This window comes from Polaromonas sp. (genome assembly GCF_030689685.1).
Taxonomy (GTDB): domain Bacteria; phylum Pseudomonadota; class Gammaproteobacteria; order Burkholderiales; family Burkholderiaceae_C; genus Polaromonas.
In genome coordinates this window covers 28,183-42,667 of sequence record NZ_JAUYEY010000027.1, presented here as the reverse complement: position 1 = coordinate 42,667, position 14,485 = coordinate 28,183, and the positions used below count along the sequence as shown (strand labels likewise).

The following is a 14,485-nucleotide window of genomic DNA, read 5'->3' as shown; positions in this document are numbered from 1 at the left end:
CATGGAATGTCAGTGGACCACCAGCCCTCACCCTAACCCTCTCCCAAAGGGAGAGGGGATCGGACTTTAGTAGTTGCATCAACAGGTAGATTTCATGGCTTTGACTCTCACCCTGCCCACGCAGGCCGGCACCCTCCAGCAGTACGCGCTGCGCGGCACCGCACCCGTCCGGCCAGCGGCTGGCGTGGCCTTCAACCGCATCGCCTATTCGGCGGCGCACGTCGTCGCCGACCCGCTGGCCGTGGTGGACCCCTGGGTCCACTGCGCCATCGACTGGGACGCGACCATCGCCTACCGCCGCCACCTGTGGTCGCTGGGCCTGGGTGTGGCCGAAGCCATGGACACGGCGCAACGCGGCATGGGCCTGGACTGGCCGACCTCGCTCGAATTGATCCGCTGTTCACTCGAAGCTGCCAAGGATATTCCGGGGGCGCTGGTCGCTTCAGGCTGCGGCACCGACCACCTGCTGCTGGAGAACGTCAAGACAGTTGACGAAGTCATTGCCGGCTACGAAGAGCAGATGGCTGCGATTGAAAAACTCGACGGCAAACTGATCGTGATGGCCAGCCGCGCATTGGCCCGCGTGGCCAAATCACCGGCCGACTATGAACGTGTGTACGACCGAATCCTGAGCCAGGCCAAACAGCCGGTGGTGCTGCACTGGCTGGGCGAGATGTTCGACCCGGCGCTGGCCGGCTATTGGGGATCGAAGCATGTGGACGCGGCAATGGACACCGCGCTGGGCATCATCAACGCCCACCCCGACAAGGTTGACGGCATCAAGATCTCGCTACTCGACAAGGGCAAGGAAATCGCCATGCGCCGCCGTCTGCCCGCCGGCGTGCGCATGTACACCGGCGACGACTTCAATTACGCCGAGCTGATCGCCGGTGACGGCCAGGGCAGCGAAGTGTTCCACGGCCAGAGTGATGCGCTGCTGGGCATCTTCGATGCGATTGCGCCAGCCGCCAGCGCGGCACTCGGTGAACTGGCCCAGGGCAAGGTAGACAAATTCCACGCCATCCTCGGCCCCACCGTGCCGCTGTCGCGCCACATCTTTGCTGCGCCCACGCGTTTCTACAAGACTGGCGTGGTCTTCATGGCCTGGCTCAACGGCCACCAAAGCCACTTCACCATGGTGGGTGGCCAGCAAAGCACACGTTCCTTGCAACACTTCGCCGAGTTGTTCCGCCTGGCCGATGCGGCGAACCTGCTGAAACAGCCCGAGCTGGCGGTGCATCGTATGCAAACACTGCTGGCCCTGCACGGCGTGGAAGGCTGATCCGATGCGTGATTTCTCCCAGGGCCACAACTGGCTGTCCATCAACACCGCCACGGTGCGCAAACAAGCGGGCGCCGAGGTGCCGCTGGACCGCATCATCGACCAGTGCGCCGAACGCGGCATACGCGCCATCAACCCCTGGCGCGACCAGGTGGAGGCTGTTGGACTCGACAAGGTCGCCAAGCAGTTGAAGGCACACGACATAGGCCTCTCAGGCTACTGCCGCGGCGGCTTTTTCCCCGCTGCCGATGCCACCGGCATAAAAGCCGCGCTGGACGACAACCGCCGCGCCATCGATGAGGCCAAGACACTGAACGCACCTTGTGTGGTGCTGGTCGTCGGCGCCCTGCCCGGCGCACTGGAAGGCAAGGCCGCCTACACGGACCTGACCCGCGCCCGCAACGAGGTGCGTGACGGCATCGCCGCCTCGCTCGAGTATGCACGCGAAGTCGGCATGCCGCTGGCCATAGAACCGCTGCACCCCATGCAGGCGGCCGACCGCGCCTGCATCAACACGCTGGAACATGCACTCGACCTCTGCGACGAACTCGACGCCGGCAAAAGCGGCATGTTGGGTGTGGCGCTCGACATCTATCACGTCTGGTGGGATCCCAAGCTGCAGCAGCAAATCGCCCGCGCAGGCAAGGAACGCTTGCTGGCCTACCACGTGTGCGACTGGCTCACGCCGACGCGCGACCTGCTCTCCGACCGCGGCATGATGGGTGATGGCGTGGTGGAACTCAAAAAGATTCGCGGCTGGGTGGAAGACGCGGGTTTCGCCGGTTTCAGCGAGGTTGAAATTTTTTCGACACTCGACTGGTGGCAACGCCCCGGCGCCGAAACGCTGGACGTCTGCATCGAACGGCATCGCAGCGCCGTCTGATCGAGCCAGCTTCAGCGGATTGCAGTCGAATGTGCTGAAATTCACTGCATGGCTGACTCAACCCTTGACGACCTACGCCGCTACGCCGTGGCGCGCACCCTTTTTCCGCCCACCACACTGCTGCGCGTGATCCGGCGGCTGGGCTTCGTGCAGGCCGACCCGATACGCGCGCCGGCGCGTGCGCAAGACCTCACGCTGCGCCACCGCGTGAAAGACTACCGCGCGGGTGATATGGAAAGCCGTTACACCAAGCTAGCGATCAAGGAAGACTGCCTCGTCAACTACGGCTTTCTGCCACGCGAACATCTGGCGTTAATGCATCCGCGGCAGGCCAGGCGTGCCTGGGATGCCGATACGCGGCGTAAGGCCGAGGACGTGCTGGCCTTTGTGCGCGAGCGCGGGACTGTGCATCCACGCGAGGTGGAGCAACACTTCGCGCATGGCCGCGTCAAAAACTACTGGGGCGGCTCCAGCAACGCAAGCACCCACCTGCTCGATAGCCTGCACTACCGCGGCCTGCTGCGCGTGGCAGGGCGTGACAGCGGCACACGTCTCTACGAAACCGTGGCACACGCGCCAGCCGATGACAGCGCCGCCGCTTGCGCGCAACGCGCCGCAGCGCTGATTGCCTTGGTGGTGCGCAAGTACGCGCCGCTGCCGGCGGCGAGCCTGACCTACCTCGTGCGCCTGCTGGGCTACGGCGCGTCGCATCTGTCGGCTCAAACACAGGCGGCCCTCAAAATGGCACGCGAAGAACTGGCGAGCTGCCGCATTGATGGCACCACCTGGTACTGGCCAGCCGATGAAAACCCGGTTTCGCGAAAACATGCACCCGATACAGCGGTGCGCCTGCTCGCGCCTTTTGATCCGCTGGTGTGGGACAGGCGTCGCTTTGAGCTGTTGTGGGGCTGGACGTACAAGTTCGAAGCCTATATGCCGGCGCCCAAGCGGCAGTTTGGTTACTACGCCTTGCCCCTGTTGTGGCACGAGCGTGTGATCGGCTGGGCCAATGTGACGAATACTGCGGGCGGGCTGCAAACGACCTTCGGTTATGCCAATGCCAAGCCGCGCGATGCAGGATTTCGCGCGGCGCTCGATGACGAGTTGCAACGCATGACGCAATTCCTGGCCGGTCGTTGATGCGGGGTCACGCCTACCCCGTGTCGTTTTGCCCATCCACCAAGCGAAGGAACACGCGACGTCCGGCGGCGAGGTGCTGGACAACGGCATCACGCGGCAAGGCAGCGGGGTATAAACAGGCCTTTCATTTTTTCAAGGAAGCCGCATGGCGAGGTCGGGACGAATCAAAACTTGCGGCCTGGCCGCCGCGCCATGAGCCTGCTCAATTCTGCCGCAGCCGCCGCCAACCGGCGCAGCATCATTTGCATGGTGGGTGCGATGGGCTGCTTCGTCACCAACGACGCGCTGGTCAAATTTGCCAGCCAGAGCATGCCCAGTGCGCAACTGATCTTCATTCGCGGCTTCATGTCGGTGCTGCTGGTGCTGGCCGTCGCCCACGCGCTGGGCGCCACGCCCCGCCTGCGCGAAGCCACGCGCGGCTGGGTTGCGGTCCGCGCGCTGGTGGATGCCATCGCCACCATGCTTTACCTGGGCTCGCTGTTTCACCTGCCGATCGGCAACGCCACCGCCATCAACCTGGCTGCGCCGCTGTTCATGACAATGTTTGCCGCGCTCTTCATGGCCGAGCGCGTGCGCGGCGCGCGCTGGCTGGCGGTCGGTTTCGGCTTCCTGGGTGTGCTATTGGTGATCCAGCCGCGTGCGGAAGGCTTCAACACCTGGGCGCTGGTCTGCCTGCTGGGCACGCTGTTTCATGCCGCGCGCGACCTGATGACGCGCCGCATTCACGCCGGCATTCCGTCCATCCTGATCACGCTGGCCACGGCGGTCGCGGTCACGGTGGTGTCGGGCGTGGGCTCGCTGCTGCAGGGCTGGCAGTCCTTCGGCCTGTTCGAGTTCGGGCTCCTGGGCCTGGCCTCCGTGTTCCTCACAGGTGGCTACTACTTCATCATCAACAGCATGCGCCACGGCGAGATGACGCTGGTTGCGCCCTTTCGCTACAGCGGCCTGCTGTTTGCGCTGGTGCTGGGCTACGGCGTGTGGGGCGAGGTGCCGAACACGCTGGCCTGGTTCGGCATCGCGCTGTTGATAGCCTCCGGCCTGTACGTGCTGGTCAGTGAGAAGCGGCGAGCGCCGGCTGCGCAGGCGCCTCCTGCATGAGCACCTTGAAGCGTTTACACAAAATGATGTTCAGGCCATGACCAGCGGCGTGCGCCGCGCACGCCGCACGTTAAAGGCGCTGGCAATCAGCACACCCAGCATCAGTGCCAGCCCCAGCAACACGCCACGGTACATCTGGTGGTCCATCATCAGACCGAAGATCAGCGGCGACACGGCCTGGCCGATGTCCAGACCCGCGTAGACCACGCCATAGACGCGGCCCGAGGCGTTTTCAGGGGTCGAGCGTTTGACCAGCAGGTCACGCGACGGCCCGGCGATGCCCGACGAAAAACCCATCAAGCCAAACAGCACCGGCACCACCCAGGCCGGGAAGCTGCCCAGTGCCAGCACCAGCGCCATGACCGCAGCCATGCCGAAGCCGGCACCGACGATGCGCTCGCAGCGCGCCGGGTCGGACGCCAGAAAACCGCCCGCCACCATGCCGCCGGCGCTGCACACCATGTAAATCGTCAGGCACATGGCCACCAGGCCCAGAGGCACGTCATGCAACTGGCGCGCGGCTTCCGGCGCAAAGGTCTGCACCACGCTCAGCACAATCGCGTACCAGAAGAAAAACGCAAAACACATCCACACCGCCGGGATCTTGAGGAAGTCCAGCGAGCCGTCGACCGCCGCCGCACCTTTGACCGGCGGCGCCACCACGAGTGTGAGCTTGTCGCGGTTGAACAGCAGCACGGCCAGCACCCCAAAGGCCAGCGCGCCGGCGGCCATCAGCGCAACGCGCCACGAATATGCAAAGGTCAGCGTCACCACCAGCGCTGGCGCCAGCGCCCAGCCCAGGCTGCCGGTGATGCCGTGCACACTGTAGGCGTGGCCCAGGCGCGGCGCGCTGACCTTGCGGTTGATCAGCGTGTAGTCCACCGGGTGGAACACGCCGTTGCCTATGCCCGCGACCACGGCGAAGGCCGCCAGCATCCAGTAGCTGGTGCTGGCCGCATAACCAAAGGCCGCAATGCCGAGCAGGCTCAGGCCGGCGAACAGAATCGGACGCGGGCCGAAACGGTCCACCACAAAACCCGACAGCGTCTGCACCGCGCAGGACACCACGAAAAAAATCGTCATCAAAAAACCAAGCTCTGCGTAACTCACCCCGAATTCTTCCTTGAGCCAGGGAAACAGCGGCGCCAGCAGCAGCTGGCTGAAGTGGCTGATCATGTGCGCCAGGCCGACCAGGCCGATCACGCCGGCGTCCTGGCGCAGGCTGACGGGGTTGAGCGCCGGCGGATTCAGGGTGCTTGTGATGCGCATGGCGCTATCGTAATATCGGGCCTGGATTCTTGAATGCGACAGAAAGACATAATTTAGCGAATTTCAGCCAAACCGTGCCACGCCCTTCCAGCCCCTTCCCTGCACGTCCGGCCCTGATCTCGGTGGACGGCATTGACGCCTTCACGCCCAGCCCGGCGCGACCGGTGCGTGTGCGCGCCCGCAGCATGCCGGCCGACACCCACTTCAAGCCGCACCGCCACGGCTGGGCGCAACTGGCCTACTGCGCCAGCGGCATCCTGCAGGTGACAGCCGCCACGCCGGATGAAGTCACCTACATCGTGCCGCCCTCCCGCGCGGTCTGGATCGCGCCCGGCGCCTTGCACGCCATCAACGTGCTGGAGGCTGCGGAGTTCCGCACGCTCTACCTCCATGCCGACACCACGCCCGCCGGCTGGCAAGGTTGCCGGGTGATTGTGGTGTCGCCGCTGCTGCGGGAAATGGTGCTGGCCCTTGACGCACACGAAGACTCCCGTCTGGGCGTCACGCGCGAGGCCATGCTCAGCGGCCTGTTGATCGACGAGATCACCCACGCCGACACCCAGCCGCTGGGTGTGCCCATGCCACACGCGGAGCATGGCGACAAGCGCCTGCGCGCGCTGTGCGAGGCCGTGCTGCGCGCGCCAGCCGAGCGCGCCACGCTGGCCGAGTGGGCGGCCGACATGGGCGCCAGCGAACGCACCATGGCGCGCCTGTTCCGCGACGAACTCGGCACCAGCTACCAGCAATGGCGCCAGCAGGCCATCCTGGCGCATGCGCTGCCACTGCTGGCGCGCGGCACGCCGGTCAGCCAGGTCGCAGCGGCCAGTGGCTACGCCAGTGACAGCGCGTTTTCGGCGATGTTCAAGGCCGCCATGGGTCAGTCGCCGAGTTACTTTCAGAACAAAAAAGGCCTCTAGCCCATATCCAGCGGGCGTGAACAGCTATCAAAAACAGAGCATCTTGACAACTGACCAGGGCGTCGGAACTGTGAAGCCGCCCCGCGTAGCTATCATGGCCCGATGAACTTCCCGGTCTGCACAACAACCAGCAAGATAGCGGCGGCTTGCCTCGCTTTCAGCCTGCTGGCAATCAGTACACCGCTTTACGCGCAGTCGCCCGCGCCGGAGCACCCGACGCTGCTGCGCGCAATCAACACCATCCGGCAGCAGGGCTGCGGTGAAGGCCCGGCGCGGACGCCGGCGCTGCGTGAAAACGCAGCCCTGTCGCGCGTCGCTGCATTGCTGGCCGATGGCAGCAAGCTCGACGATGCCCTCAAAGCCGCAAACTACCGCTCGGTGCATGCCACACAAATTACCGTACGCTCATCGACCGGGCCGGCGGTACTGCTGCCAAAAACACTGGGCAAGGCCTGCGCGGCGGTGATGCACCTGCCCATGACAGACGCCGGTTTTCACCAGCGCGGCAACCATCTCTGGGTGGTGGTGGCCCAACCCTTTGCCGCGCCCGCCGCCGCGCAGGGCGAGCAAGTCGAAGCCCGCATCTTGGCGCTGGTCAACGCCGCACGCGCCCAGCCCAGGCGCTGCGGTAGCGAGCTGTTTGTCGCCGTGCCGCCCCTGTTGCACCAGTCCTTGCTGACAGAAGTTGCCGCAGGCCACGCCGCCGACATGGCGCGGCACAGCTACTTCAACCACACCGCGCGGGACGGCAGCACGGTGGCCGGTCGCGCCACACGCATGGGCTACCGCTGGCGCAGCATCGGCGAAAACCTGGCCGCCGGCCAGATGACGCCCGACCTGGCCGTGCAAGGCTGGCTGGACAGCCCCAGCCACTGCGCCAACATCATGTCGCCGGCTTTTGTTGAAATGGGCGCCGCGTTTGTGGTGAACACCTGGAGCACGTCGGCGATTTACTGGGTGCAGGTGTTTGGGGCTGGGCGGTGAACCTACCTGTATGAGATGCGACAACCACCTCCGGCATCATCAAATCAACCGCTTCAGCAAACCCATCACCTGATCAAACCGCTTGCCATAAGGCGGGTAAAACAAATCCCCGCTCGCCCATTTCGACTGCACCAGCACCGGTTTTTGCTGCGTCAGGCGCAGAAAGCCGGCCTCGCCGTGGTAGCTGCCCCAGCCGCTGTCGCCGACGCCACCGAAGGGCAGATTCTCGTGGGCAATGTGCATCAGCGTGTCGTTGACGGTCACGCCGCCGCTGACAGTGCGGGCCAGCACGGCGTCGCGCGCCGCCGCATCGGTACCGAACCAGTACAGCGCCAGCGGGCGCGGCCGGGCGTTGATGTAGTTGACGGCTTCGTCCAGGGTTCCGTAGCCCAGCACCGGCAAGATGGGGCCAAATATTTCTTCGCTGAGCAGCCTGGCGTCGGCGGCGACATTGAACACCAGCACAGGCGCCATCTGCCGTGAATCGGTGGCTGCCGCATTGCCAGGATTCACCACCTGCAAGCGTGCGCCGCCGGCCTCGGCCTGGGCCAGCAAAGCCTGCAGACGCTCATGGTGGCGCGGGGTGATGATGGCCGCGTAGTCGGGGTTGCCTGCAATGGTGGGGAACAGCGTGGCCACGGCACGGGCAAAGGCTTCGCCAAACGCGGCTTCCTTGCCGCTGGGCAACAACACATAGTCGGGCGCAATGCAGGTCTGCCCCGCGTTGAGCAGCTTGCCGTGGGCGATCTTGATGGCGGCGGCGTCAAGGTCGCAGGACGCATCGACCATGCAAGGCGACTTGCCGCCGAGCTCCAGTGTGGTCGGCGTCAGGTTGACGGCGGCGGCCTCGGCCACCTTGCGGCCCACGGCGGTGGAGCCGGTGAAGAACAAATGGTCAAACGGCAGTCTGGCAAATTCTGCCGCCACCGCGCCGTCACCCTGCACCACACACACCTCGTCAGGCGCAAACACCTCGCCCAGCAGTTTCTCCAGTAGCGCAGAGGTGGCCGGTGTCAGCTCGCTCGGCTTGAGCATCACGCGGTTGCCGGCCGCCAGCGCGGTGATGACCGGGCCCAGCGACAACTGCACCGGGTAGTTCCAGGGCGACACCACACCCACCACGCCCAGCGGCTGGCGCTGCAAAAAAGCGCGCGCCGGCAGCAGGTACAGCGGCGTGCCGACCTTCACGGGTTTCATCCATGTCGCCAGGTTTTTCAAGCTGTTCGACAGCAAGGAGCGCAGCACAAACAGGTCGGCAATCTCGGTGAGCTGCGGCGAGCGCACGCCAAAGTCCTGCTGCACGGCCTGCGCCAGCGCACTGCCATGCTCATCGAGCAGGCGGCGCACACGCAGCAAGCGCTCGCGGCGCAAGGCCAGCGGCACATCAATTTGCGCGCGGCTGGCGCGGTGCTGGGTGTCGAACAAGAAGCGCAGAGAAGGGGCGGGCGTGGTCATCGGGCGATGATAGGCCGCAGTGTGCGCCGGCGGTAGGTACCTGACTCCAGGCGGGTGAGGAAGCAGATAATCGCGCCATGACACCGCAACCCTCCGACAGCCCCGCCATCCAGCGGCTCGAAACCGCTCTGGCGGCCATCACCGCCGCTGGCGACGAAGGCCAGCGTATCTTTACCCGCGTTTACGCAGACACCGCCCGCGATGCCGCCAAGGCCTCTGACCTGCGCAGAAGCACAGGCAAGCGGGTGGGCCCGCTCGACGGCCGCATTGTTTCCATCAAAGACCTGTTCGACGTGGCGGGCGAGACCACCACGGCCGGATCAAAACTGCTGCAGGGTGCCGCGCCGGCCACGCGTGATGCACTGGTGGTGAGCCGTCTGCGCGCCGCCGGCGCCGTGGTCATCGGCAAAACCAACATGACCGAGTTTGCGTTTTCGGGCGTGGGCATCAACCCGCACTACGGCACGCCCGGCAATGCGCTGGACCCCAGCCGAATCCCCGGCGGCTCATCGTCGGGGGCCGGTGTCTCGGTAGCGCTTGGCATGGCCGAAATCGCCATCGGCTCCGACACCGGCGGTTCGGTGCGCATCCCCTCGGCGCTCAATGGGCTGGTCGGCTTCAAGCCGACTCAGGCAAGGGTGCCGCGCGACGGCGCCTACCCGTTGTCCTTCACCCTGGACTGCGTGGGCCCGCTGTGCCGCAACGTGGCAGACGCAGCAGCAACTGACTGTGTGTTGGCCGGCATCGCCCACCAGACTTTGCTGGCCCGAGCGGTGGGCGGCCTGCGGCTCGGTGTGCCGCGCGGCCTGCTGTTCAGCCAGGCGCAGGACGCGGTGCTGGCTGCGGTGGAGCAGGCGCTCGGCACCCTGCTGCATGCTGGCGCGACGGTCAGCAATGAGGCCTTCGATGAGCTGCTCGGCGAACCCTTCCGCCTGCAGGAGCGCGGCACCCTGGTGGCCGCCGAAGCCGCCTGGATCCACCGTGACGGGGTCGCGACCCGTCCCGAGGCCTACGACCCCATCGTGCTGGGCCGCATCCGCCGCGGCCAAACGCTGAGCGCCGCCAGTTATATCGGCATTCAGCAGGCCCGCGCCGCGCTGTTGCCCGCGCTCGATGCTCGCATGGCCGGCCTCGACGCGCTGGTGTTGCCGACCGTGCCGCTGCTGGCGCCGCTAATCAACGCGGTGCAGGATGAAGATGTGTTTTTGCGCACCAACGCCCTGCTGCTGCGCAACCCCTCGGTCTTCAACTTCTTTGATCTGCCAGCCTTGTCCTTGCCGCTGCCGCGCCAAGGCGGACTGGCCGTCGGGCTGATGCTGGTGGGCCAGCGCGGCGCCGACCGCGAGCTGCTGGCGCTGGGTGCGGCGGTGGAAGAACTGCTGGCTGGTTGAGAGGAAAATTGGCCTTCGGCCTATGTCAGAAAAGGGCTTGCAGCTATTAATTTAATAGTAACAAGTCTGTTGTCAAGTGCCGTGTTTTCCCCGGAGCATCAGGCCCACAACACCTTCATGGCCTGCGAAAAATCCGCCGCCAGCCGCGGCCAGTCGGTCACCTGCCCGCCGCTGACGACGCGCCGGCCGGCCACAAACACCTCGCTCAGGCGCGTGTCGGGGCTGGAAAACACCATGGCATCGAGCACATGATCGGCCGGCACACCGAGCAGCGCTGCTGAGCTCAAGTCCACCACGGCGAAGTCGGCGCGCTGACCTACGGCCAGGCCGACCATAGACAAGGAGGTCGCCGCCGAGCCGCCAGCCAGCGCTGCAGAAAAAAGCATGGCCGCGCTTGAGGGCCCGCCCAACACGCGCGATGCGATGTTGCGCTGGCGCAGGCTCAGGCGCTGTGAGTATTCGAGCACGCGCAGCTCTTCTTGCCAGCTGCGCGTGACATGGCTGTCTGAGCCTATGGACCAGCGGCCACCGGCCTTCGCATATGCGGGCAAGTCGAACACGCCGTCGCCCAGATTCGCTTCGGTGGTCGGGCAGATCACGACGGTCGCGCCGCTGCGCTGCACGCCCTGCAGTTCGGCGCCGCTGGCCTGGGTCGCATGCACCAAGTTCCAGCGCGCATCCACGGGCGCATGGGACAGCAGCCAGTCAAGGGGCCGCTGGCCAGTGGCTGCCACGCAGGCATCGACTTCCTGCATCTGCTCGGCGATGTGGATGTGCACCGCCATGCCTTGGGCGCGGGCTGCTGCCGCTACTTCAAGCAGGGCTGCGGCGTCCACAGCGCGCAGCGAATGTAATGCCAGGCCGGCGTTGATGCGGTCATACCCCAGGGCCAGTGCACCTTCGGCCAGGCGCAGCACGGACTCGGGCGTCGAGGCAAAACGCCGCTGGTCTTCGCGCAGACCCGCCGCGCCGAAACCGGAACGCATGTACAGCGTGGGCAACAGGGTCAGACCCATGCCCACACGCTGAGCCGCCCGCACAAGGGCCAGCGACATGGCCAGCGGGTCGGCATAAGGCCGGCCGTCGGTGTTGTTGTGCAGGTAGTGAAACTCGCAGACCTGGGTGTAGCCGGCCTGCAGCAACTCGGCATACAGCAAGGCGGCCACGGCTTCGAGCTGATCGGGTGTGATGCGCAGCGCAGCGCTGTACATGCGGTCGCGCCAACTCCAAAAATCGTCGTCGCTGCCGTTTGATCGCTCGGTCAGCCCGGCGATGGCGCGCTGGAAGGCGTGGCTGTGCGCGTTGACGAGGCCGGGCAACACCGGGCCGCTCAGGCGTTCTGCGCCGCGCAATGCTTCCGGCGCGGCGTTGGGCTCGATGCTCAGCCAGTGGCCGTCTCTACCGGCGGTCAGCAACACATCCTGTGCCCACGCGCCATCGACCCAGGCCTGCGCTGCGAAGTAGCGTGTGGACTCAGCGGCCATACAAAGCGCGTGCAGCGGCCAGGCTGGCGGTCACCATGTTTTTCAGCACCGGCCGGATTTTCTTCGCCAGAGCTTCGTCATAGGCAAAAGGCGCCGCTTCCTGCATGTACAGGCTCTGGCACTTTTCAAGCTGGACCGCGTGCACATCCTGATCCGGCCGGCCGTACTGGCGCGTGATGTAGCCACCCTTGAAGCGACCGTTGACGATGCTGCTGACACCGGGGGCGCCGGCACAGGCGGCCGCAGCGGCATCCGTAATAGAGACATGCGCGGCTGTGCCGTTGGCCGAGCCTATGTTGAGGTCGGGCAGGCGGCCCTCGAACAGCCAGGGAATCTCGGAGCAGATGCTGTGCGCGTCCCACAGCAGCGCAAAACCGTGCTGGGCCTTGATGCGCGCCAGTTCAGCGGCCAGCGCCGAGTGGTAAGGCTGCCACCAGGTCTCGCGGCGGCGCAGGCGCTCGGCCGCATCGGGTGCCCTGCCTTCCCGATACAGCGCATCGCCATTAAAAAAACGCGTCGGGCACAGCTCGGTGTTGGATGCACCGGGATACATGGGTGCATCGTCGGGCGGACGGTTCAGGTCGATCACATAACGCGAATAGATCGGCCGGAGCACACTGGCGCTCAGTTCCGGCAAAAAGTCATAGAGCTGGTGCAGATGCCAATCGGTGTCTTCCAGGCCCAGCGCGCGTTCGGCATAGCCGCCCTGCAACTCCGGCGGGATCCCGGTGCCGGTGTGCGGCATGCTGACCAGCAGGGGCACCGTGCCCTGGTGCAGGCTGAAACTCATACAACTTCACCTTTGAATACAGTTTTGAGGCGCGGGTTGGCGCCGAAGGCATAGGCCAATTGCGCCGGATGCGCGACATCCCAGAGCACAAAGTCAGCGCGTTTGCCCGCAGCGATGACGCCGCGATCACTGAATCCCAATGCGGTGGCCGCATGGCGCGTCACGCCGGCCAACGCCTCCTCGGGCGTCAGGCGGAACAGTGTGCAGGCCATGTTGAGCATCAGCAGCAGCGAGGTGCAGGGCGAGCTGCCGGGATTGCAGTCAGTTGAAATCGCCATCGCCACCTGGTGCGAACGCAGCATGGCCACGGGCGGCAGCTTTGTCTCGCGCAAAAAATAAAACGCGCCCGGCAACAGCACGGCCACGCTGCCGGCTTTTGCCATCGCCACCGCGCCCTGCTCGCTGAGCCACTCGAGGTGGTCACAACTGAGCGCGCCGTAACGCGCGGCGAGTTCGGCGCCGCCGCTGTCGCTGAGCTGCTCGGCGTGGAGCTTGACCGGAAGACCCAGCGCCTGCGCAGCCTGAAACACGCGTTCGGTCTGCGCCACGCTGAAGGCAATCCGTTCGCAAAAGGCATCCACTGCATCAACCAGGCCTTCTGCATGCAGCAGCGGCAACATGCGAAGCACCTCGTCCACATAGGCGTCCTGTCGGCCGGCAAACTCGGGCGGTAGTGCATGCGCACCGAGAAAGGTGGTGCATACCTCGACCGGCTGGTTGCCGGCAAGCGAGCGCGCCACGCGCAAGGTCTTACGCTCATGGGCCAGCGACAGCCCATAGCCGGACTTGATCTCCAGGCTGGTCACGCCTTCAGACAGAAGTGCCTGCAAACGCTTGAGGCTTTGCGCCCCCAGTTCCTCCTCGCTCGCGGCGCGTGTGGCCAGGACGGTCGAGGCGATGCCGCCGCCTGCACGTGCAATATCTTCGTAGCTGGTGCCCTGCAGGCGCAGCTCGAACTCCTGCGCACGGTCGCCGCCGTAGACCAGGTGCGTGTGGCAGTCAATCAGGCCCGGCGTGATCAGCGCGCCGCCGGCGTCATGTTCACGCGTTTTGCACGCCGCCAGTTCGGCAGGCAGTTCGCTGCGCGGGCCGACCCAAACGATCTGGCCGGAATCGACAGCCAGCGCAGCGTTTTCGATCAGGCCGTAAGGCGCAGAATGCCCGGCCTGCAGCGTGGCGATGCGGCAATGCGTCCAGAGCTGCACCGTCATCGGGCCAGTTCCATCCACAGTGCTGTGGGCGCCTCGATGCGTACCGACGCGCCGTTGGCCAGCGCGCGCCAGGCCAGGGTGTGCGGCGACACGGTCGCAAACTTCCGGTTGACCTGCACCCGCACCGGCTCGTCCCAGGCATACACCGCCACCCGCGTGCCGGGCTTGACCACCACATCAAGCGCGCCTTGCACGCGCACCAGACGCGCATGCGCGTGTCCGTGCTTGAGCATCAGGTTGAAGTCTTCGGTGGGTCCGTCGATCAGCTCGCAGGCGCAATCCTGCGCGCCGTCGAAGCGCAGCGGCGCGCTTTGCGCGGTCATCTCGTGCGTCTGCCCGTCAACCGTGAGCCGTACGCCGGCGCCGCCGAGCACGGCGAACCAGCGCTCCACACCCTCGAAGCGCGAGAACGGTCCGCTTTTTTCGACCTCAGCGACCGAAATGCGCCAATCCCAGTCCTGCGGCGTGGGCCAGGCGATCAGCTCACGCGTCACACCGCCGCCATTGCGCCAGGGGGTGGGCGCGACTTCTTCAAGGGGAATCATCTGCCAGCTCATGGGCTCACCTCCGCGCTGTGGGCT

General features: G+C 65.6%; 13 protein-coding genes. 7 read left to right on the top strand and 6 right to left on the bottom strand.

Annotation, left to right across the window (positions count from 1 at the left end; translation table 11 throughout):
- Positions 1–94: 94 nt before the first annotated feature.
- The 4 genes from Q8O29_RS06790 (at position 95) to Q8O29_RS06775 (ending at position 4,403) form a co-directional block, all read left to right on the top strand.
- On the top strand, positions 95–1,282 hold the full coding sequence (locus tag Q8O29_RS06790; RefSeq protein WP_305561303.1) for a dihydrodipicolinate synthase family protein: 1,188 nt from the start codon (positions 95–97) through the stop codon (positions 1,280–1,282).
- A gap of 4 nt (positions 1,283–1,286) precedes the next feature.
- On the top strand, positions 1,287–2,165 hold the full coding sequence (locus Q8O29_RS06785) for a sugar phosphate isomerase/epimerase (RefSeq protein ID WP_305561302.1): 879 nt from the start codon (positions 1,287–1,289) through the stop codon (positions 2,163–2,165).
- A gap of 48 nt (positions 2,166–2,213) precedes the next feature.
- A complete protein-coding gene (locus Q8O29_RS06780; protein ID WP_305561301.1) occupies positions 2,214–3,305 on the top strand; it encodes a DNA glycosylase AlkZ-like family protein in 1,092 nt (363 codons plus the stop codon).
- A gap of 192 nt (positions 3,306–3,497) precedes the next feature.
- Positions 3,498–4,403 carry a DMT family transporter gene (locus Q8O29_RS06775; protein ID WP_305561300.1) on the top strand — a complete coding sequence of 302 codons (906 nt, stop codon included), beginning with the start codon at positions 3,498–3,500 and terminating at the stop codon, positions 4,401–4,403.
- Between the two features lie 30 nt (positions 4,404–4,433).
- Here the strand turns inward: Q8O29_RS06775 and Q8O29_RS06770 are convergent, their stop codons facing one another.
- Complete coding sequence (locus tag Q8O29_RS06770; RefSeq protein WP_305561299.1) at positions 4,434–5,672, bottom strand: MFS transporter; 1,239 nt, start codon at positions 5,670–5,672, stop codon at positions 4,434–4,436.
- A gap of 74 nt (positions 5,673–5,746) precedes the next feature.
- Here Q8O29_RS06770 and Q8O29_RS06765 point away from each other — a divergent pair, with 74 nt between their 5' ends.
- Positions 5,747–6,589 carry a helix-turn-helix domain-containing protein gene (locus Q8O29_RS06765; RefSeq protein ID WP_305561298.1) on the top strand — a complete coding sequence of 281 codons (843 nt, stop codon included), beginning with the start codon at positions 5,747–5,749 and terminating at the stop codon, positions 6,587–6,589.
- Between the two features lie 102 nt (positions 6,590–6,691).
- On the top strand, positions 6,692–7,573 hold the full coding sequence (locus tag Q8O29_RS06760) for a CAP domain-containing protein (RefSeq protein WP_305561297.1): 882 nt from the start codon (positions 6,692–6,694) through the stop codon (positions 7,571–7,573).
- A 39-nt stretch (positions 7,574–7,612) separates the two neighbouring features.
- Here Q8O29_RS06760 and Q8O29_RS06755 read toward each other — a convergent pair whose 3' ends face one another.
- Positions 7,613–9,028 carry a coniferyl aldehyde dehydrogenase gene (locus Q8O29_RS06755; RefSeq protein ID WP_305561296.1) on the bottom strand — a complete coding sequence of 472 codons (1,416 nt, stop codon included), beginning with the start codon at positions 9,026–9,028 and terminating at the stop codon, positions 7,613–7,615.
- Positions 9,029–9,105: 77 nt separating this feature from the next.
- On the opposite strand from Q8O29_RS06755, the gene Q8O29_RS06750 reads away from it, so the two are divergent.
- Positions 9,106–10,419 carry an amidase gene (locus Q8O29_RS06750; RefSeq protein ID WP_305561295.1) on the top strand — a complete coding sequence of 438 codons (1,314 nt, stop codon included), beginning with the start codon at positions 9,106–9,108 and terminating at the stop codon, positions 10,417–10,419.
- A gap of 98 nt (positions 10,420–10,517) precedes the next feature.
- On the opposite strand, the gene Q8O29_RS06745 is transcribed toward Q8O29_RS06750, so the two are convergent.
- From Q8O29_RS06745 to Q8O29_RS06730, 4 genes are read right to left on the bottom strand one after another with little or no spacing between them, the layout of a single operon-like run.
- The gene (locus Q8O29_RS06745; protein WP_305561294.1) at positions 10,518–11,903 is read right to left on the bottom strand and encodes a formimidoylglutamate deiminase; all 1,386 of its coding nucleotides are present in this window, start codon (positions 11,901–11,903) and stop codon (positions 10,518–10,520) included.
- Positions 11,893–12,693, bottom strand: a complete 801-nt coding sequence (gene hutG / locus Q8O29_RS06740; protein ID WP_305561293.1) for an N-formylglutamate deformylase — start codon at positions 12,691–12,693, stop codon at positions 11,893–11,895. The genes Q8O29_RS06745 and hutG overlap by 11 nt, the downstream gene beginning before the upstream one ends.
- Entirely contained in the window at positions 12,690–13,904 is a 1,215-nt protein-coding gene (hutI, locus tag Q8O29_RS06735) for an imidazolonepropionase (protein WP_305561292.1), read from the bottom strand. The genes hutG and hutI overlap by 4 nt, the downstream gene beginning before the upstream one ends.
- A complete protein-coding gene (locus Q8O29_RS06730; protein ID WP_305561291.1) occupies positions 13,901–14,461 on the bottom strand; it encodes a HutD family protein in 561 nt (186 codons plus the stop codon). The genes hutI and Q8O29_RS06730 overlap by 4 nt, the downstream gene beginning before the upstream one ends.
- Positions 14,462–14,485 lie beyond the last annotated feature (24 nt).